At 35.5% G+C, this 21,085-nt stretch carries 15 protein-coding genes and 1 tRNA gene; 9 read left to right on the top strand and 7 right to left on the bottom strand.

Going from position 1 to position 21,085, the window contains the following annotated elements:
* The first annotated feature begins 110 nt into the window (after positions 1-110).
* The 4 genes from D5J18_RS05905 to D5J18_RS05890 all read left to right on the top strand — a co-directional run bounded on the left by D5J18_RS05905 (position 111) and on the right by D5J18_RS05890 (position 3,547).
* Complete coding sequence (locus D5J18_RS05905) at positions 111-1,085, top strand: KpsF/GutQ family sugar-phosphate isomerase (protein WP_260377554.1); 975 nt, start codon at positions 111-113, stop codon at positions 1,083-1,085.
* Positions 1,072-1,920: a twin-arginine translocase subunit TatC gene (gene tatC / locus D5J18_RS05900; protein WP_119058092.1), complete on the top strand. Its 849-nt coding sequence runs from the start codon at positions 1,072-1,074 to the stop codon at positions 1,918-1,920. Before D5J18_RS05905 ends, tatC begins: the two co-directional genes overlap by 14 nt.
* A gap of 224 nt (positions 1,921-2,144) precedes the next feature.
* Positions 2,145-2,798 (top strand): O-methyltransferase, encoded by a 654-nt coding sequence (locus D5J18_RS05895; protein ID WP_119058091.1) that lies wholly within the window; start codon positions 2,145-2,147, stop codon positions 2,796-2,798.
* Positions 2,795-3,547, top strand: coding sequence for a C40 family peptidase (locus tag D5J18_RS05890; protein WP_119058090.1), 753 nt, complete (start codon positions 2,795-2,797; stop codon positions 3,545-3,547). Before D5J18_RS05895 ends, D5J18_RS05890 begins: the two co-directional genes overlap by 4 nt.
* 291 nt (positions 3,548-3,838) lie before the next feature.
* On the opposite strand, the gene clpB is transcribed toward D5J18_RS05890, so the two are convergent.
* From clpB to D5J18_RS05875, 3 genes are all read right to left on the bottom strand, one after another.
* The gene (gene clpB / locus D5J18_RS05885; RefSeq protein ID WP_119058089.1) at positions 3,839-6,430 is read right to left on the bottom strand and encodes an ATP-dependent chaperone ClpB; all 2,592 of its coding nucleotides are present in this window, start codon (positions 6,428-6,430) and stop codon (positions 3,839-3,841) included.
* 245 nt (positions 6,431-6,675) lie between these two features.
* Positions 6,676-7,383, bottom strand: a complete 708-nt coding sequence (locus tag D5J18_RS05880; RefSeq protein WP_119058088.1) for a rhomboid family intramembrane serine protease — start codon at positions 7,381-7,383, stop codon at positions 6,676-6,678.
* Between the two features lie 89 nt (positions 7,384-7,472).
* Positions 7,473-8,438, bottom strand: coding sequence for an ATP-grasp domain-containing protein (locus D5J18_RS05875; RefSeq protein ID WP_133298013.1), 966 nt, complete (start codon positions 8,436-8,438; stop codon positions 7,473-7,475).
* Positions 8,439-8,612: 174 nt separating this feature from the next.
* Between D5J18_RS05875 and D5J18_RS05870 the strand changes: the two genes are divergently transcribed.
* From D5J18_RS05870 to D5J18_RS05855, 4 genes are all read left to right on the top strand, one after another.
* Positions 8,613-11,126 carry an ATP-dependent Clp protease ATP-binding subunit gene (locus D5J18_RS05870; RefSeq protein WP_119058086.1) on the top strand — a complete coding sequence of 838 codons (2,514 nt, stop codon included), beginning with the start codon at positions 8,613-8,615 and terminating at the stop codon, positions 11,124-11,126.
* A 41-nt stretch (positions 11,127-11,167) separates the two neighbouring features.
* Positions 11,168-11,764, top strand: coding sequence for a glutathione peroxidase (locus D5J18_RS05865; RefSeq protein WP_119058085.1), 597 nt, complete (start codon positions 11,168-11,170; stop codon positions 11,762-11,764).
* A 25-nt stretch (positions 11,765-11,789) separates the two neighbouring features.
* Positions 11,790-12,494, top strand: a complete 705-nt coding sequence (gene bshB1, locus D5J18_RS05860) for a bacillithiol biosynthesis deacetylase BshB1 (RefSeq protein ID WP_119058084.1) — start codon at positions 11,790-11,792, stop codon at positions 12,492-12,494.
* A 67-nt stretch (positions 12,495-12,561) separates the two neighbouring features.
* Positions 12,562-12,635, top strand: a tRNA-His gene (locus tag D5J18_RS05855).
* Positions 12,636-12,970: 335 nt separating this feature from the next.
* Here the strand turns inward: D5J18_RS05855 and metF are convergent.
* The 4 genes from metF to D5J18_RS05835 all read right to left on the bottom strand — a co-directional run bounded on the left by metF (position 12,971) and on the right by D5J18_RS05835 (position 20,169).
* Entirely contained in the window at positions 12,971-13,924 is a 954-nt protein-coding gene (metF, locus tag D5J18_RS05850; RefSeq protein WP_119058083.1) for a methylenetetrahydrofolate reductase [NAD(P)H], read from the bottom strand.
* Between the two features lie 234 nt (positions 13,925-14,158).
* Positions 14,159-16,660 (bottom strand): M1 family metallopeptidase, encoded by a 2,502-nt coding sequence (locus D5J18_RS05845; protein ID WP_119058082.1) that lies wholly within the window; start codon positions 16,658-16,660, stop codon positions 14,159-14,161.
* A gap of 106 nt (positions 16,661-16,766) precedes the next feature.
* Positions 16,767-19,187 carry a bifunctional aspartate kinase/homoserine dehydrogenase I gene (gene thrA / locus D5J18_RS05840; protein WP_119058081.1) on the bottom strand — a complete coding sequence of 807 codons (2,421 nt, stop codon included), beginning with the start codon at positions 19,185-19,187 and terminating at the stop codon, positions 16,767-16,769.
* Between the two features lie 46 nt (positions 19,188-19,233).
* Complete coding sequence (locus D5J18_RS05835; RefSeq protein ID WP_119058080.1) at positions 19,234-20,169, bottom strand: alpha/beta fold hydrolase; 936 nt, start codon at positions 20,167-20,169, stop codon at positions 19,234-19,236.
* Positions 20,170-20,744: 575 nt separating this feature from the next.
* Between D5J18_RS05835 and D5J18_RS05830 the strand changes: the two genes are divergently transcribed.
* On the top strand, positions 20,745-21,077 hold the full coding sequence (locus tag D5J18_RS05830) for a phage holin family protein (protein ID WP_119058079.1): 333 nt from the start codon (positions 20,745-20,747) through the stop codon (positions 21,075-21,077).
* The last annotated feature ends 8 nt before the right edge of the window (positions 21,078-21,085 follow it).

Here is a 21,085-nt window from a genome sequence, read left to right as displayed (position 1 = left end):
AAGAAGCAAGTTGAGTTACTAATTCGTTACCTGAAATTGAAAAAATGCTTATAATTTTTTGTATATCAATAACTTAATGAATTAGTATGAACTTTAAAATAAAAAAACCTTTGAATTCAAAAGAAATTATTGCATTTGGTCGGGAAATTATTCGGCGGGAGAAAGCTGAAATTGAAATTTTAGAAAACAATATCACCGTCTCTTTTGCAGCAGCTGTATCCGCTATCTGCCAGACTTCGGGAAAAGTCGTCTTGGTCGGTATAGGAAAAAATATGCCGATTGGTCAAAAAATGGTAGCAACGCTCAATAGCACTGGCACACGAGCCCAGTTTTTGCACGCAGCAGAAGCGATTCATGGCGATTTAGGACTTTTAGACAAAAAAGATGTTGTAATTATTCTATCAAAATCTGGAAATACCAAAGAAATTAAAAATGTTTTCCCGTATCTGAAGAATTTATCGGCAAAAAGTATTGCCATAACGGCTGATGAAAATTCATTCCTCGGCCAAAATGCTGATTTAGTTTTATGTACGCCAATTACCAAAGAAGCCGGGCCGCTAAATTTAGCACCGACTTCCAGCACCACAGCACAATTGGTGATTTGTGATGCATTAGCAATGGCAGTAAAAAAGTTAAAACAATTCACAGAAGTAGACTTTGGCCAATACCACCCTGGGGGTTCATTGGGCAAAAATTTGCTGTACACGGTGGAAGATTTGATGGAAAAGAATCAAAAACCTAATGTGCAGTGGGATAGTACGATAAAAGAAGTTATTCAATCCTTAACTTCAGGTCGGTATGGCATCACTGCTGTATTGAAAAACAATGAAATTGTAGGCGTGATTACCGATGGTGACTTGAGAAGAATGCTAGAGAAACATGATTCATTTGAGCACCTGAGAGCGAAGGATATCGCAACCCAAAATCCTAAGACTATTTCTGGAAATTCTTTAGCCAAAAGAGCTTTAGAATTAATTAATAAATATGCTATCGGTCAACTTTTGGTGCTAGATAAAAATGGAGAATACAATGGTGTAATAGATTTTCACCGACTAACCCAAGAAGGAATTCATGCAGAAAAATAAAAATAAAAAAGACCCTAATGAAATGGCGTTTCTAGATCATGTGGGGGAATTGCGAAAACATATTTTAAAATCCTTGGTTGGTATCGTTATCGGAGGAGTTATTATGGGAATTTTTTGGCCCTTTTTTCAACGTTTGATTATGGCACCACTTTCCTCTGATTTCATTACCTACAGGGCTTTTAATGCCTTGGGGCAGCTGATCGGGGCAGGTGATATATTTCAATCTGAATTTGACGTTCAAGAAAAATTAACCAATTTAGAGTTTGGCGGACAATTTACAGCCATTGTTGGGGTAATTTTAGTAGGAGGCTTAGTGCTTTCATTGCCTTATGTCGTCTATGAATTATTTCAATTCCTCAAGCCAGGGCTTACAATGAAGGAATTGAAGTACTCCAATTTCATCATGCTATTCACCATTTTATTTTTTCTTACAGGTGTAGCGTTCGCTTATTTTTTAATTATGCCACTCTCAGTTCATTTCATGTATTTTTTTCAACCTTTTGGGGTAGAAAATAATTGGAAATTAATTAGTTATATCAACACATTTGTGCAAACACTTTTAGCTATGGGCTTGGTATTTTTACTCCCGATCATCGTGTATTTTTTGGCAAAAATAGGCTTGATTACACCAGAATTTATGATTAAATACCGCAAACATGCTGTTGTCGTCATCATGACTTTAGCCGCCGCTATCACCCCAGCAGATTTGATGAGTATGTTTGTCGCCAGTATCCCGCTACTACTGTTGTATGAATTTAGCCTGTGGGTAGTGAAATTTACAGCTAAACGAGACAAAATTTATCAAGAAAAAACAACATCTGTGATGAAAAATTAAAGTTTTTTTAGCCTTATTTCACAAAGCATTTGAGGCACACTATCAGTCAAAAAGTTTGCTCAGGCACGTCGCTTTTTTCTTCCGATTCCATCAGGTAAGTCTCCTTTGTGGGGAATCGCTACAATCTCTGTTATTTTTAAATTGTATTTAAACCATATTTAAATCATTTAACCAAATAAGCAACTGATTTTATTTATTTTGATGAAAATACTAAATTTGTTTTTATGATAAAAGCAGACGACGTTCTACCGCCAGATTTAAGCCGCTATGTAGAGCAACACAGTAGCAGTGAACCTGATTTTCTGAGAAATCAACGTCATGCGGCAGAAGCAGAGATGCCACAAGCAAAGATGATTTCTGGGGCTTACCAAGGTCGAATTCTTAGCATGCTAAGCCAAATGCTTCAGCCTCGAGTCATTTTAGAATTAGGCACATACACAGCTTACGCTACGCAATGCCTAGCTGAAGGACTGCCTGAAGACGGCAAAATCTATACACTCGAAAGAAATTTAGATTTAAAGGATTTAATTTTTGAAAATATTTCTAAAGGCTTAAAAAAAAATCAGATAGAAGTTATCTTTCAAGATGCCCAAGCATTTATTGAGTCAACTAATTTAAATTTTGATTTAGTATTTCTTGATGCTAATAAAAAACAATACCTCGATTATTTTGAATTATTGATTCCTAAAATGAGTAGCGGCGGTATCATTTTGGCCGATAATGTTTTGTGGAAAGGCAAAGTCTTGAATTCAGTAGCAGAAAAGGATAAAATCGCGGCTGTTTTGCATGAATTTAATGAAAAGGTAAAAAATGATCATCGGGTAGAAGTCGTTATGTTGCCAATAAGAGATGGTTTAAGTTTGATTAGAAAAAAATGATATTTGGAATTTGTAATGTCAGTGTAGCACCCGTGCGTTCAGAATCCAGCGATAGAGCAGAGATGGTAACGCAACTTCTGTTTGGAGAAAAGCTGGAAATACTTGAGAAATCTAAAAAGTGGTGGAGAATCAAAGTGGATTTTGATGGATATGAAGGTTTTGTAGACCCCAAGCAAATTACAGAAATTAGTGAAAATTCTTTTTTTAGCAAAAATTTAGCTTACACGACTGAATTATTTAACTTAGCCTTGACGCCCAACGGCCCGTTAACGCTACCACTGGGCGCTTCAATTTGGGAAAATATCCCAGAATTATCTTTCGAATATCTCGGTGAAAAAGCAGAAGCACACCCTGATATAGATATAGTAGAAATTGGTAAAACTTACCTCAATGTTCCATACCTTTGGGGGGGGAAGTCAAATTTTGGTATCGATTGCTCTGGGCTAATACAGGAAATTTTTAAATTTAAAAACATTAAATTACCTCGTAATGCCAGCCAACAAGCAGAATTTGGTGAAGTGCTGTGTTTCATTGAAGAAGCTCAACCTGGTAATTTAGCTTTTTTTGACAATGAAGAAGGGCAAATTATACATGTAGGTTTAATTACAGAGCCAGGAAAAATTTTGCATGCCCATGGCAAAGTTCGTATCGACCCGATTGATTCCAACGGAATTTTCAATACCGATAGTAAAAGTTACTCTCACCGTTTACGATATGTGAAAAGTTTGAATTTAATGGTCAAAAAATAGTTGGTAAAAACTATTTATATACCTAGTTATAAAAAAAGATTAATGAAAACAAAATTCAATGAACTTTTTTATGTTTAATTCTAGTCTTAAAATTAACTAGTTGCTCCTTAGCCGCTGATAGGAAAAACAGACACTAACCCCAAAAGTGTGTAAATTTAATTAAAGTATTTTTAATCATTGAGAAAGTTATTTCCGAAAATTTCCCCTAAGCTTTGGAGGACTCAAAAAAAAATTCAGAAATAACTTTTTAGTTAAAACAGTCCGTGAGAGGCTGCCTAGCAGTTAAAGTATTTACTCTTGGGTGCGGAAAACCAATCCGCTATCTTCAAAATAATCAATCAAAATGACACTATTATCATGAATTTTACCAGTAAGAATTTCTTTAGATAAATTGTTTAAAACTTCTTGCTGAATTGCTCTTTTTATGGGTCTAGCACCAAACTGTGGGTCGTAGCCAATCTTTGCTAAGTAATCAATTGCTTCTTGGGTTGTATCTAAAGTGATTTCACGTTTGGCCAATAATCGGCTCAAGCTTCGTAATTGAAGTTCTACAATTTCTCGAATTTCTTCTTTTTTTAAAGGCTTAAATAAAATTGTTTCGTCAATTCGGTTTAGAAATTCAGGTTTAAAGCTTTGTTTTAATAAACCAAATACGTCATTCTTAGTGCTTTCCAAAACTGAATTTTCATCTTTACTCTCTAAATCTGAAAAATTCTCTTGAATAATGTGTGACCCAATATTGCTTGTCATGATGATGATGGTATTTTTGAAATTGACCGTACGCCCTTTGTTGTCGGTCAATCTTCCGTCATCCAAGACTTGCAATAAGATGTTGAAAGCATCGGGGTGCGCTTTCTCGATTTCATCTAATAACACGACGGAATAAGGTCTGCGGCGTACCGCCTCGGTCAACTGCCCACCTTCGTCATAGCCAACGTAGCCTGGAGGCGCACCAACCAAACGAGAAACGGCGTGGCGCTCTTGGTATTCACTCATGTCGATGCGAGTCATACTATCCTCGTTATCAAATAAATATGAAGCTAAAGCTTTTGCTAATTCTGTTTTGCCGACACCAGTCGAACCTAAGAATAAGAACGAACCAATGGGTTTTCGCTCATCGCTCAAGCCAGCTCTGTTTCTACGAATGGCATCAGAAACAGCTGAAATTGCTTCATCTTGTCCAATGACTCTTTTGTGTAATTCCTGTTCCAAATGCAATAATTTGTCTCGTTCAGACTGCATCATTTTTGTCACTGGAATTCCTGTCCACCGAGCAACAACTTCTGCAATGTCTTCACGGTTAACTTCTTCTTTGATTAATTTGGTACCTTGCTCGGCTAAATTATTTTCTAAGGCTTTTAAATTTTCTTCCTCTTCTTTGATTTTCCCGTAGCGGATTTCGGCTACACGGCCATAGTCACCTTGTCGCTCTGCACGTTCTGCTTCTATCTTTAGTTCATCGATTTTTTTTCTAGCTTCTTGAATGTTTTCAGCCAAATCTTTTTCAGATTGCCAAGTAGCGCTGAGGTTAGCTCGTTTTTCATTTAATTCTGCTAATTCTTCGCGTAGTAGACTTAGTTTTCTTTCATCATTTTCTCTCTTTATTGCTTCAATTTCGATTTCGAGTTGCATGATTTTTCGGTCTAAAACGTCCAATTCTTCTGGTTTAGAATTCATTTCCATTCGGAGTTTAGAAGAAGCTTCGTCGATTAAATCAATTGCTTTATCTGGCAAGAAACGATCAGTAATGTAACGTTCGGAAAGCTCTACAGCAGCTATGATGGCTTCATCTTTAATTCTGATTTTGTGGTGAACTTCGTATTTTTCTTTGATTCCTCGCAAAATAGAAATCGCATCTTCCTCATTAGGTTCTTCTACCATTACTTTTTGGAAACGACGCTCTAAAGCTTTATCTTTTTCAAAATATTTCTGATACTCATTCAAAGTTGTCGCCCCTATTGAGCGTAATTCACCCCGAGCCAAGGCAGGTTTTAGAATATTAGCGGCATCCATTGCTCCTTCAGAAGCGCCAGCACCGACTAAGGTATGAATCTCATCGATAAAGAGAATAATTTGCCCATCAGAATTTGTAACTTCTTTCACTACCGATTTCAGTCGTTCTTCAAACTCGCCTTTGTATTTTGCTCCAGCGATTAGACTTCCCATGTCGAGTGAATAAAGTTTTTTATCCTTCAAATTTTCGGGCACGTCACCGTTGACGATTCGGTGAGCTAAACCTTCGGCAATAGCCGTTTTCCCCACGCCAGGTTCACCGATCAAAATCGGATTGTTTTTGGTGCGGCGGGATAATATTTGCAAAACTCTTCGAATTTCTTCATCTCGGCCAATTACGGGGTCTAATTTCCCAGAATTGACGAGTTCGTTTAAATTCTTTGCGTACTTAGTCAGCGCATTGTAAGTGTCTTCTGCCGATTGTGAAGTCACGCGATCACCTTTTCTTAAATCTTTGATGACTTCTTGGGTATTTTTATAGCTAACATCTTGTGATTTTATTAACTCTGCAGCTTTATCCTTAGAATTAGACAATGCAAGAATAAGATGCTCTACACTCACGAACTCATCATTCATTTTTTGAGCTTCTATTGAGGCATCGTTTAGGACTTGATTTAGACGCTGTGAGAGATGAAGATTCCCACCGCTTACTTTGGGATAAGTCGTTAAAAGTTTGTCAATTTCTCTTTTTAGATAATCTAAATTAACACCTTGTTTTTTTAAAATAAACTGAGCTATTTGTTGCTCGCTATCTAGCATAGCTTTAAGCAAATGCCCGACTTCGATGGCTTGGTTGCCGTTTTGTTGCGCTAATTGCTGTGCTTTTTGCACCAGTTCCTGCGCTTTTATTGTAAATTTATTAATATCCATTTTTTTAATTTTTCTCTGAATAAAACAAAAAACTTACCATCCTAGTAATACGACAAAATGTCAGTTAAAAAAATGATTTCCATGAAATTTTGTCGGTTAAAAATAATTGAATAATCGAAGTGAATCTATCAAATAGCTTAAATTAAAACCAATAAATGAAATATTTGAAGTTGTTTTCTTTTGTAGAATTCATAGCATATTAATCAATTTTATAGCGAAAAATAAAATCAGATTTTCTTGATTCCCTATTCTGTGCTTTTTATCTTATTCTCCTCATTTTCAGATTCCAAATAGCGTTGCCAAAGCTCTTCATCTTTTTGCGAATTATAATTTTTTTCTTGCCACGCCCAGCGCTCTTTCTGCGGGCCAATGTTCTTCCAAATCAATGCAAATGAAGTCCCCACAAGTGCACCAGCAGCATGACTCTCCCACGAGATATTTTCTTGTTCTGCTGAGTAGCGAATTACTTCTTCTGGGAAGATCCCCCAAAGCATGCTCCCATACAAAAAAACAACAATTAATGAAACGGCAATCAAAGGTAATGAGCGCCGAAATATTCCACTGGAAAAAACGAAACTAGCTAAAACATAGACTAATCCACTGGCACCAATATGGCAACCGATGCCAGTATCTGAAGGCAAAAGTCCTAAGTCTGCAAAAAACCATACCAAAGTTCCCGTAAGCAACCAACCGAATATGATGAGTAAATATGCTACTTGCCGATAAAATGAAAAAATCATAAACCCTAGCGTGAGGATAGGAAAGGCATTACTGAAGAGATGCTTCCAACCACTATGGAACAGCGGAGCAAGCAAAATCCCTCTCAATCCCTGTACATAGCGAGGAATAATACCAAAACAGCCTGTGGGCTTAATGAGTTGAATGATAATCATTAGCACGACTAATGCTAAAGGCACTAGGTAAGCTTCACGACGAATGGATGATTGCTTCATTATTGGCTGAAGTCATAATTTATTCCAAAGAGGAGTGCAAGACAAATATTCAGTAATGATGAAATTTTTTAAGCCTTAAAAAAAAATTATTATTTTCTTAATAAATGAAAATATAAATCCCTTACAAAAGTCCAAAAATTAGGCGTTTTAAAACCATCTTTAAGATGAGAATGGGCAATGTTTTCTTGAAGTTTTAAATGCTTGTAAATTTCTCTAAAGGCTTGAGAAATTGAATAACTAGGGTCATAAATATGCGTAGGTTCAGAATTCACTCCATTAATTTCAATGACTTTAAACACTCCTTTTTTGAAAGCTTTAACAGAACTTGTTTTGACATCAAACCGCCCATAATAAAAGCCCGGAATCTGTTGCGCTACAAAATCAATATTTTTTTCTAAGGCTTTAGAAAAATAATTATTCCCATCCAGAAAAGTAGTTCCACGATTGTGGTTTCCCACTTCTTCTATCACTAATTTTTCGTCAGGTTGAAGAATTAAATTCAGCTGATTTTTGTATTTTTGGAGTAAGCGATGCCGAGATAAAAAAGCTTTCTCATCTTTGTAGATGAATTGCTCTAGACTTGTTTTCCCGTCCCCATAGAAAGTCAAAAAACGCTTGGCTGTAATGGAAATGATTTCCCCCCTTTTTTTAGGTATTTTAGAGTAAAAAACACCAAACTCTAGAGGAGAATCATCATATTCTTGGTAAAAAATTTTCCCTTGAAATTGGATTTTATCCAAATCTTCTTTTTTTTGAACGACGTGCACATTTTTACCCCTTTCACCTTGGTCTGGCTTAGCGATGATAGGAAATTCAGCAGTGGCTAAACTTTGAATCTCTTTGAGCTGAAAGGGAAAAGGAACTTTTTGATTGATAGCCGATTTGGAATAATCAAACAGACCTCCGTAGTGGATTCCAGGATTAGCTGCTGTGAAATAGAGTAAACTTCTGTTTTTTAGACTGAAATATAAATACAAAGGGGTAAAAGGTAAATACAGAATGTAAAACGGCCAATATTCAAATTTATAATATTTCTTTAAACGATATAGAAACATAAATTTATTTTTTTTATGCCAAAATGACATCTTATAAGTTTATGGAAGTGTTAATTTGGCAAATTTGGAAAATTATTTCAAATAAATTATTAAATTTCAAATAAAATTGCTCATTTAATAAAACGGCACAGAAAGTGCATTTGAATGTAATATATAAAATAGAGAAATCATAAAATGAACGATAATTTTTCACAGCGAGTAAAAGATGTTATTTCCTATAGCAAAGAGGAAGCCATTCGCCTAGGGCATTCCACCATTGGGACAGAACATTTACTACTCGGGATTTTGAGGGAAGGCGCCGGCAAAGCCATTAAGTTGCTGACCTCACTAAATGTAGATTTAAATCAAGTTAAAAACAAAATAGAAAATTTATCTCCCAAAGAGGAACAAAATTACGATACTCACCAAAATTTACAACTAACTAAACAAGCTGAACGTGCACTGAAAACTACGTTTTTAGAAGCTAAATTACACCACAGCCCATCGGTAGACACAGCACATCTGCTACTTTGCATTCTTAGGAATGAAACAGATCCTGTAACTAAGTTGATGGATAAGTTTGGGATAGATTATGAAACGGTGAAAGAGGAATTTTATTTCCAATTTGAGCAAGGAGCGACGCCTCAGGCAAGTGCTTCTTACCCAGAAGAAGAAGAGGATGATAGCAGAACTTCAGGGCGACCATTGGGCGGGGGAAGAGCTAAGTCTTCTGCGACTACACAGAAATCAAGAACGCCAGTATTAGATAGCTTTGGACGTGATTTGACTAGTTTAGCATCGGAAGGGAAATTAGACCCTGTGATAGGGAGAGAAAAAGAAATTGAGCGTGTCTCACAAATTTTAAGTCGTAGAAAAAAGAACAATCCGCTATTGATTGGCGAACCTGGCGTGGGCAAATCTGCCATAGCAGAAGGCTTGGCGTTGAGGATTATTCAGCGCAAAGTTTCACGTGTTTTATACGATAAACGTGTGATTACGCTAGATTTAGCCAGTCTCGTAGCTGGAACAAAATACCGAGGGCAGTTTGAGGAGCGAATGAAAGCCATTATGACTGAATTGGAGAAGAATGATGATATTATTTTGTTTATCGATGAGCTGCACACCATTGTAGGGGCAGGTGGAGCGACAGGGTCGTTGGATGCATCGAATATGTTTAAACCCGCTTTAGCACGAGGCGAAATTCAGTGTATTGGTGCGACAACTTTAGACGAATACCGCCAGTACATCGAGAAAGATGGCGCTTTAGAACGTCGTTTCCAAAAAGTAATAGTGGAACCAACCAGCTCAGAAGAGACCATCCAGATTTTAAAGCAAATCAAAGACCGCTACGAAGATCATCACAATGTAATTTATACAGACAAAGCGCTAGAAGCTTGTGTGAGTTTGACTTCACGATATATCACAGACCGTTATTTGCCAGACAAAGCCATTGATGCGCTAGATGAAGCAGGTTCTCGCGTGCATATTAAAAACATCAAAGTCCCCCAAGAGATTTTAGATTTAGAAGAAAAATTAAATAAAGCTCGTGAAGAAAAAGAAATTGCTGTAAAATCTCAAAAATATGAAGAAGCCGCTCGTCTACGAGATAACGAAAAAGAAGCTGAATCAGAACTCAAAAAAGCACAAAACCGCTGGAAAGACAAAGCTGAAGAAAATCGTGAAACCGTAGATGAAGACAACGTGGCAGAAGTGGTATCGATGATGAGTGGAATCCCAGTGCAACGTGTGGCAGAAGGAGAAATGAAGAAACTGGCAGAAATGACTAATGTGATTCAATCAAAATTAATTGGCCAAAACGAAGCTGTAGAAAAAGTTGTAAAAGCTATTCAGCGAAACCGTGCCGGGCTGAAGGACCCCAATCGCCCCATAGGGTCATTCATTTTCTTAGGAACAACAGGCGTTGGTAAAACTCAGTTAGCCAAGGTTTTAGCTAAGGAATTATTTGATTCAGAAGACAGCTTGATTCGGGTAGACATGAGCGAATACATGGAGAAATTTGCGGTTTCTCGTTTAGTAGGAGCGCCTCCAGGCTACGTGGGCTATGAAGAAGGCGGGCAATTGACCGAGGCGGTGAGGCGAAAGCCGTATTCTGTCTTGTTGCTTGATGAAATTGAAAAAGCACATCCTGATGTATTCAATATTTTATTACAAATTTTGGACGATGGACACGTGACCGATAGTATTGGGCGAAAAATTGATTTCAGAAACACCGTGATTATTTTAACATCCAATATCGGAACTCGGCAACTCAAGGAATTTGGCGATGGGGTAGGCTTTGGAACAGCTGCACGAATGGAAAGTGTTGATGAACGCGCAAAAAGTACAATACAGAATGCATTGAAAAAAAGTTTTGCTCCCGAATTCCTCAACCGAATCGATGATGTCATTATTTTTAACGCTTTAGAAAAAGAAGATATTTTAAAAATCATTGATATTGAATTGAAAAAGCTATATTACCGCTTAGGAGATTTAGGTTATCAAGTAGAGTTGACTGATGAGGCAAAGAACTTTATTGCTGAAAAAGGTTTTGATAAAGATTACGGAGCTAGACCGCTGAAAAGAGCCATCCAAAAATACATTGAAGACCCATTGGCAGAGGAAATAATTAGCGGTAAAGTTAAAGAAAAAGACCACGTTACGATTCAATTAAATGAAGAAAAAAACGGAGTTAAAATTGAAATTTTATAAAAAAATATTTAAAAATTTTTAAGCCTTAAAAAAAAATAATTATGAAGAAGCATTTAATAACAATTGTTAGTTGTATAATTTTATTTTCTTGTGAGAAAAAACAATCAAATCAAAGCTCCCCAGAGATAGCAGAAATACAAGAAACAGAGCCCAAAGAAAAACTAAGCTTTTTTGATTTTACTGTAAAGGATATTGATGGAAATGATTTTGATTTAAAGCAATTGAAAGGGAAAAAAATTTTGGTAGTAAATACCGCTTCTGAATGTGGATTTACATCACAATACGAAGATTTACAAAAATTGTATGAAGCGTATAAAAATCAAAATTTCACGGTTATTGGGTTCCCAGCGAATGATTTTGGCGAGCAAGAACCTGGTGATAATCAGAAGATTAAACAATTTTGTACACAGCAATTCAAAGTAACTTTTCCGATGATGAGCAAAATATCGGTAATAGGAGAGGCGCAGCATCCATTGTACCAATTTCTGACTCAAAAAAACAAAAATGGAAAAATGGATTCGGAAGTCAAATGGAATTTCCAAAAATATTTAATCAATCCAGACGGAAGCTTGGCAGAAGTTTATTACTCAAAGACAAATCCAATGGATGAGAAAATTCAAAGTTGGATAAAGTCATAAAATTTATAAAGCCTTAAAAAATAATATGAAATTAGATGTATTAGCGACTGGGCCACACCCAGATGATGTTGAATTGGGCTGTGGCGGCACATTGCTAAAATTAGCTGCTCTAGGGAAAAAAACAGGTATTTTTGATTTGACGCGAGGAGAGTTAGGCACACGCGGAACGCCTGAAATTCGATTGCAAGAAGCCGAAAAAGCTGCAGAGCTACTAAATGTCGAGGTAAGAGAAAATCTAGAAATGCGAGATGGATTTTTTGAAAATAATGAAGAAAATCAATTAAAAGTTATTCAAATCATCAGAAAATATCGCCCAGAAATTGTACTAGCTTCAGCATTAGAAGATCGCCATATAGACCACGGGAAAGCCGCTAAATTAGTGCATGACGCTTGTTTTCTCTCAGGCTTGAAGAGTATAGACACGGGACAAGAAGTATGGCGGCCAAAGCATATTTTCCATTACATGCAATGGCAAAATTTTCAACCAGACTTCATCGTAGATATTTCAGGGCATTTGGGGCAAAAAATAGAAGCCTGTTTAGCTTATAAATCACAATTTTATAACCCAGAAAGTCAAGAACCAGAGACAGCAATTTCAGCTCAAAATTTCTTGAATTTAATTCGTTCTCGAGCAGAAGACTTAGGGCGTTTAATTTGGAAAGAAGCAGGCGAAGGCTTCCAAACCCAAGCAGCTTTGGGAGTGAGTTCTCCGTTAGATTTTTTACACTAAATTTAAATTTGCAGATATTTTTTGTGAATAAAATAAGATTTAGTATATTTGCATCCTGATTTTCATGGTGGCTGTAGCTCAGCTGGTTAGAGCGCCGGATTGTGGTTCCGGAGGTCGTGGGTTCGAAACCCATCTGCCACCCTTTTTTACTCCACTAGTAGATAAGAATTGTTCTATTAGTGGATTTTTTTTTGGATTCACTTATTAATTTTTTAAGGGTCATAAAACAAAAAGTACATAAAATTAACGTGGATAATGGATAAGAAAAAGTTGTGAAAAGGAGTAAGATATTTATATTATTGGTTGAATACCAGTTAATTACAATAACACTTGCTCCTATATGCAAAGATGAAATTACAGGAATTCATGTAACTATCAATGATTTTAACCAACTTTTTGAAAAAGAAATTTAATGAAGCTATTTGGCTAAGCCATTTTACTGGCTAAAGTCTAATTTTCTGAAAATTTTTTAAGGCTTAAAAAAATTCTTTTACTACTTCTTCCACATTTTTAGCTTTGCCCATAGAATAGAAATGTAATGCTGGGACGCCAAAGTCTAATAATTCCTCACATTGTTGGATACAGTGCTGAATACCAATCGCTTTGATTTCTTTGGTGGTTTTGGCATTTTCAATATCATCAATTAGATTTTGAGGCAAATCAATATGAAATCTATGCGGAATTATATTTAAATGTCTGTGTGTGCTAATCGGCTTCAGGCCAGGGATTATCGGCACATGGATCTCTGCTGCACGGCATTTTTCTACAAAATCAAAATATGCTTGATTATCAAAAAACATTTGCGTGACAATGTATTCTGCTCCAGCATCAATTTTTTGTTTCAGATATTTCATATCATTCTGTAAATTAGGAGCTTCCATATGCTTTTCGGGATAGCCTGCCACACCAATTTGGAAATTCGTTTTGTTGCTAGTGGTATGCCCGTCAATGTATTCGCCATTATTTAAATTCACAATTTGCTTCACTAATTCATTTGCAAAGCGATTACCGTTGGGATGAGCAGAAAAATAAGTTTCGTGCGGTGAGGCATCTCCACGAAGTGCCATAACATTATGTATTCCAATGAAATTCAAATCAATTAACATGTTTTCTGTATCTGATTTAGAAAATCCACCACACAAAATATGCGGAATAGCATCTACGCCAAATTTATGCTGAATAATACTGGTCGTCCCCAGTGTTCCTGGTCTTCTGTTGATAGAATGTTTGGTTATCCTCCCATCTGGGAACTCGTTGTAAACCAATTCTTCTCTGTGGTAAGTTACATCAATAAAAGATGGATTGTATTGCAAAAGAGGTTCAATATTTTTCAATACAGAATCTACATTTTCACCCTTTTTAGGCGGGAGAATTTCAAAAGAAAAAAGTGTTTTCTCTTTTGCATTTTGAATATGTTCTGTTACTTTCATGTTTTTGGTTGCTAGTGATTTGTTTTTCTATTTTTCATTTTTTGGGGTATTTAATGAATTCGTTGATTAATTTTTGCAATTTATAATTTGTTCTAAAATCTGTTTTTAAATGTTTTTTTAATATAGTTTTGGTCAAAACTCAAATAGCAGCATTATAATCATCTAATTCATCTTTTGCACTAAATCTTCTGCTCCAATTTCTGTGAAAAAACACAAAATATTCGTGAATAGGTATTAGTTGCTAATGGTATTAACAGCATTTTCTAAAATTTCTACTTGTTTTTTTAAACTTTCTGTGGGATTTTTAGCAAAAGTTGATTTCTTTTTGCGCAGAGCTTCCTTAGCCATATTTTGCAAGAAAGGAATAACTTCTGGCTGGCTATTCTTCAAATATTGGTAATATTGTTTATAAATCTCTGCTGCTCTGAATGTTGCGGTATGACTATCGGTTGTCATGATCCAGTCAAAAGCTTTTTGAGCTACATTAGAAAACTTGGGTTTTTGATAGGGGATAAGTTGATAAATTGCAGCCAATTCTGCAATAGAACGCTGGTGAGAGAGCTCCTTTTTTTCAATCCATTCAGGTAAGAAAATTTCTAGTAATTCTGCACTTCCAACGATAACTTCATTGTCTAAACCTCTTGCTTTTTGAATAGCGTTCTCACGGTCATGGCTCATCAAGTAGTTTAGGGCAGCACTTTGTACGGCATAACTTGGTGACTTTAGTGAATGATTAAAAATATCTATAAATACAGGGTCATTGATTTGATTCAATGCACGTAACGCAGCTGCTTTCACTAAAGTTTTATCGTCATATTGTGCTAAATATTTTAATTTTTCTAAAGCTTTAATCTTAATTCCTTCATTGGAAACATCAAGCATTTCAATCGCCTTCATGCGTAAACCAAAATAGGGGTCGTCCAAGGCAGCAATGATGGCTTTTAAAGCTAAAGAATCAATGTTTTTTGCTTGCCCAAGTTGCTCTAAAGCCAAAAATCTTGAAGTATATTCGTCTTTAGCCCAAAGATACTGGTGAGCATATTGTTGCACGTTTTTTTCCTCTTCAATTTCTGCCACAATATCATAGTCTGCATTGACTATAACTAAATCGGGTTGTCGCTGAACATCAAAGGTAAAAGAATTGAGTTCTTGATTTTTGACCCAGACATAATGGCGCTCTTTTTCTCCGTTGAAAAATAAATCAATCGCTAAAGGAAATGCGAATAAAGGTGAATTCTGAGTTTGGCGTAAATTTATTTTGACTTGATTATCCAAATTTTCTGTTATCACTTTCAATTTTGGATGACCGTGCCCAAAAAACCATTGATTGAAAAACCAATTGAGGTCTTTTCCTGAAACTTTTTCTAATTCAATGCGTAGCATATGTGCTTCTGCGGTAGAAAATTCATTATTTTTTAAATAATTTTTTAAGCCTTCAAAAAAAGCTTCATCCCCCAAGAAACTTCTCAGCATGTGCAGAATATAGCCACCTTTGTTGTACGAAACTGCATCAAACATATCGCCAGAATTCTCGTGATGAAAACGTACCAAATCTTTGTTAAAATTATCTCCCAGCAAGTAAGCGCTTAAATCCTTCCAGCGATGAGCATCGGCATAATCTTTTCCGTAAGCGTGTTCTCGCCATAGGTATTCGCTGTAATTGGCAAAAGATTCATTCAGTGTTAAATTTGCCCAGCTTTCAGTCGTTACTAAATCGCCAAACCAGTGGTGGGCTAACTCATGAACGATGACATCTTCCCAAATGTTTTCATCAATCAATGCGCCTCGCTTTTGCTGTACAACTTCCATGTGAGAAACGGCTGTGGTATTTTCCATCGCTCCGCTAATGAAGTCACGCACAGCCATTTGCGAGTATTTATCCCATGGGAATTCATAACCAAATTTTTCTGAAAAAAAACTAATCATCACAGGAGTTTGGCCAAAAATATCTTTAGCAACATCAGCGTAAGGCAATTCCACGTAATAATTAACAGGTTTACCCTTCCATTGGTCTTTGATTACAGCAAAATCACCTACACCCATAAAGAATAGGTATGGTGCATGTTTTTGCTTTTGAATCCAAGTATCGGTACGCGTTCCGTTATCATTTTTCTTAGTATCGGTCATCGTTCCATTAGACAAAGTCACAAACTCATCAGGAACTGTAATAGCGATTTTTTGTGTTGTTTTTTGATTAGGCTCATCAATTGTTGGGAACCAAACCGAACTGGATTTTGGTTCACCTTGTGTCCAAGCTTGTATCGGTTTACTCGGGTCTTGTTTTTTAGAATTGATGAAGTAAAGCCCTTTTTCGCCACTGATAGCCTGGTTGCCTTCACCTTTAATTTCATTAGGTTGGGCTGTGTATTTGATGAAAATTTTATACGTTTGATTTCTATTGTATTTTTGGTCTAACTGTATGTTTAGCTTACGCTCATTATAGCTGTAATTCAACTTCTTCTTCCCAATTGGGTTGACGAGTGCCACCTCATGAATAATCATTTTTTGAGCATCTAAACTCAAGGAATCAGTCGGGTAGAAGTGGGGTTGTAGTGTGATTTCCGCGGTGCCATAAAGCAATTCTTTCTCAAAATCCAACTGCACATTTAAATCGGTGTGAACAAGCTTATTAATTTTTTCGGCTTCAGGTTGATAAGTGCTATTTTTATAAGGCTTAAAATTTTGCCCCCAGCAAACTCCTGATAATAAAACAAATAGTAAAATTATATTTTTCATAAATACAAAAATAAATAAAAAAGAATGGTTTTAATTAAAGAATACTCAAACTAAGATAAAATTAATTACTTCAAAGCAAACATTTTCTTGAAAATTTAAAAGTGATTTAATCTAAAATTTCTGAAATTCGTAGCACATCACCAAAAACGCCACGAGCCGTAACTTTGGCACCAGCTCCAGCTCCTTGAATCACCAAAGGCTGATCGCCATAACTTTCGGTATAGATTTCAAAAATAGAATCAGCACCTTTGATTTGCCCCAAAGCCGAAGCCTGAGACGCTTTTACTAATTTCACTTCTAAACTGCTGGTTTGATTTTCATTATCCCATTGTAAATCACCCACATAACGCAGAACCTCATTATCTTGCAATGCATCTTTTTCTTGTTGATAAATCGGATTCATCTCGTGCATTCTTTCAAAAAACTCTTCTTTTGGAAGTGATTTTAAAGCTTCTGGAATTAAATTTTGAATCTGCACATCTTCAAATTCACTCGGAATTTTAAGTTCCCTTGCCAAAATCAAAAGTTTACGAGCTACATCATTTCCACTCAAATCTTCTCTTGGGTCTGGTTCGGTATAGCCTTTCTCTTTAGCTTCCAAAACCACTTCTTCAAATGTCTTATTTTCAATAGAATAGTGATTGAATAAATAACTCAACGAACCGCTGAAAACACCTTTGATTCGAGTAATATTTTCGCCTGAAAGATGTAATAATTTAATGGTATCAATCAACGGCAAACCTGCACCGACATTGGTTTCGTAATAATATTTTTTATTGTTTCTTCTTAATATTTTTCTGAATTTTTGATAATCACTATAAGGCAACGTATTCGCAATTTTGTTGGACGAAACAATATCAAAACCATTTTCGGCAAACAAAGCATAGGATTTAGCTACATTTTCGCTAGCGGTATTATCTATCATGATTAAATTTTCTAATGCATTTTGTTGAGCAAATGAAATTATATGTTTTTGAATATCAGTATTTTGTGGTATTTTTTTCTTTAATTCTTCCCAATTTTCTTGAACCCCGTTTACTGCCAAAAGTACCTTCTGTGAATTGGCTATGGCAAAAATTCTTAAATCAATATTTTTTTCTTCCAAGATAGATTTTCTTTGAACTAAAATCTGTTCAATCAGCGTTTTACCTACCAATCCGTGACCTATCACCGCGATATGAACTTTTTTCGGTTGGTCAAATAATTCGCCGTGAATGACCTGAATCGCTTTGTTCAGTTCCTTTTCGGTTAAAAGCAAGCAAATCGTGTTGCCTGTAATTGTATTGTTAAACAATTTAGGCGTGATTTGATTTCGAACCAAAGAACGATAAGGCTTATCAAACAGATTGAGATTCAACCCAATAATAGCCAAAACACCTAAACCTTTTTCAGCAAAAATCTCATCTACATCACCTTTTTCAATATCTTCTTTAAATTCTTGTTTCAAACTTTTTACCGCTTTTTCTGCTTGGTCTTCGCTCACTACCATCGCAATACCACGCTCTGAAGAGCCTTGCGAAATCATCCCAACACTGATGTTATTATTTTGAAAGGCTTTAAAAATTCTTCCATCAACGCCCACTTTTCCAAGCAAACCTTTCCCTTTAAAATGAATCAAGGCTTTATTCTTTAACGAAGCCAAGGCACGCACCGTTTTATCTTCTGGATTAGCCGAGATTAAAGTTCCCGTTTGTGCATCATCGCCAAAGGTATTTAAAATCTTCAACGCAATATTCTTTTGCTGAAGTGGTTCTATAGTTTTGGCGTGTAAAATATTCGCACCAAATTGAGCCAATTCAGCAGCATCAGCATAAGAAAGTTGTTCGATTTTTATTGCTTCATGAATTTCATCAGGATTTCCAGTGAAAATCCCATCAACGTGCGTATAGTTTTCAAGCAAATCAGCATTCAAAAAATTTGCTAACAAAGATGCTGAATAATTGCTACCATTTCTGCCCAAAGTTGTACGTTCGCCATGGCTGTTTTTAGCAATAAATCCTGTAACAATCGGTAAAATATGAGGTTCCAGTGAATTGAAATATGCTTGAGTTTTAGCTTCAGAAATAGCGAAATTTACTGCTGCATTGCCAAATTCATCATTCGTTAAAAATAAATCTCCTGCATCAATTGCCTTAGCCGCAATACCATTTTTCTCTAATTGAGCCGTAAGGTAATTCACGCTGATGATTTCACCGTAAGCTAAAATTCTATCTTGTGTTTTGTCCGAACATTCTTCTAGCAATTTGATGCCAGAAAGCAAAGTTTCTACTTCATCAAAATACTTTTGTAGTGAAATTAGTGATAAATGATTCTGTTTTGTTTGGAAATCAGCCCATTCAGCCGAAAAATCTTCTCCCTTTTTTGCCAAGGCAATCAAATGCAAAAGTTCGTCGGTTGCTTTTCCTCTTGCACTGACGACAATGGCTAAGTTAGTGTTTTGTTGGTAATTTCTTTGTATTATTTTTATAGTTTGCGAGATTCCTTTTCCGTTTTCTAAGGATTTTCCACCAAATTTTATGATCTTCATAATTATTTAATTTTATAAAAAAATGTTAATTTAAATTATTCTTCAATTATTCAAAAATGGGTTTCAGCATTTGGTTTAACTGCTCATATTCCATCAAAAAAGCGTCATGCCCGTGAATGGACTGGATTTCGTGATAATACACATTATTTTTTAAGCCTTTTAAAATTTTATATGTTTTTCGGTTGCGTTCCGCGGTGAAAAACAAATCCGTATTTACTGAAACGATGTGAATATTACTTTTAATTTTATCTAAATCAGCTGCATTTGGTGCCACATCAATCGTAGAAATCAAATGATTCATCAATCGGTAAGCTTTTAGTTGAAAACGATTTTCGAGCGCTCTACCATGATAATCTAGCCAATCATTGACTTTGAACTCATTCTTTTCGGTATCGAACTGATTTTGGAAACGATGGTTGATAGAAAAAGGTGTTCGGTACACCAACATGGCGTTTACACGAGCGTCTTGGATTGGGTTTTTAGAAAAATTCAAAATTCTATCTTGCAAATAACTTTGTGCACGCACCCAATCGCTCGTCTGAAAATCTGTAACCACTGGAATTAAATTTTCAAACAAATCAGGAGCGTCATACGCCATTTGCCAAGCAATTGCGCCACCCAATGAGCCACCAATCATGGTGTGAATTTTATTGATATTCAAATTTTTTAAGCCTTGTAAAAATAAATTAGAAATACACTTCACCGTGAAATCTTTATAATTATCTACCAAAACACCATCGTAGCCATTGCCTGGAATATTGAAGGCTAAAATTGTAAACTTTTGATTATCAATAACCTTCCTGTCGCCGATTAAACTTTTCCACCAGCCTTTTTTGCCTGCCACGGTAGAATTCCCCGTCAGTGCGTGATTTACCAAAACAATGGGCGCATGCCCCAGCGGGCAGCCAAACATCTCGTACGATAAATTTACCTGAAAAATTTCAGCACTTTTTGATTTAGTTGAAATTTTAATTTTTTTCATTATTTTTTTTAAAGGCTTAAAAAAAAATCCCTTGACATTGTATTGCCAAAGGGATTAAATAGAATTAGTTATTTAAATTTAGGCAATATACTTCTGTTGGTGCATCATCATCTCCATCATCATTCGCATTGGTATATTTGGTTTGAAATTCATTTTTAGTTTAATTTAATTAAAAATAAAAAACCGCTACAATAATAATGCAGCGGCTCTTGGATTTTTATTAAAATTTAGACATTACCCATGCGCTGCAAGATTAAATTGCATCATCATAGACATTATCATATTTTGTACTCGTTGTTTCATTTGTACTTGCAAAATAAAACAAAAGATTTGATATGAGCAACTTTTTATTTTATTTTCCAAAGGCAGGTTACTCAGCACTTTTATTATTTGTTTCTAAAGAGATATTGAAAAAAATTTAATAAGCCTAAAAAAATTTAATAAGCCTAAAAAAACTATTTATCACCTTTATTTATAAGATCTTATCATGCTAAAAATTAAAATCTGACGATTAATATGTTCACTAAATTTTTAAAAGCTTATTAAATTTTAGTAAATTTGGCATCAAAAAAATAATGAGTATTATTATCAATATTTTAATCACAGCGGTGGCTTCATATTTTTTAGCTAATGTTTTAAGTGGTGTTAGTTTTGGAAGCTTCACACAAGCCATCTTTTTTTCTATTGTTTTAGGGATTTTAAACGCCATCGTCAAGCCTATTTTAATTTTCTTCAGCTTACCCATTACTATTTTAACTTTAGGTTTATTTATCTTAGTTATCAATGCATTGATTATCTTAATAGCTGCTTATTTCCTAGACGGGTTCAATGTTAATGGATTTTGGTGGGCATTGATTTTTAGTTTGTTGCTCTCTTTAGTCACCTCAATTTTACAATCTTTAATTTAGTGTTTAAA

This window comes from Candidatus Ornithobacterium hominis, assembly GCF_900538215.1.
In the GTDB taxonomy this organism is placed as follows: domain Bacteria; phylum Bacteroidota; class Bacteroidia; order Flavobacteriales; family Weeksellaceae; genus Ornithobacterium; species Ornithobacterium hominis.
The sequence above is the reverse complement of the archived record's forward strand: the minus strand, read 5'-3'. Positions and strand labels throughout refer to the sequence as shown.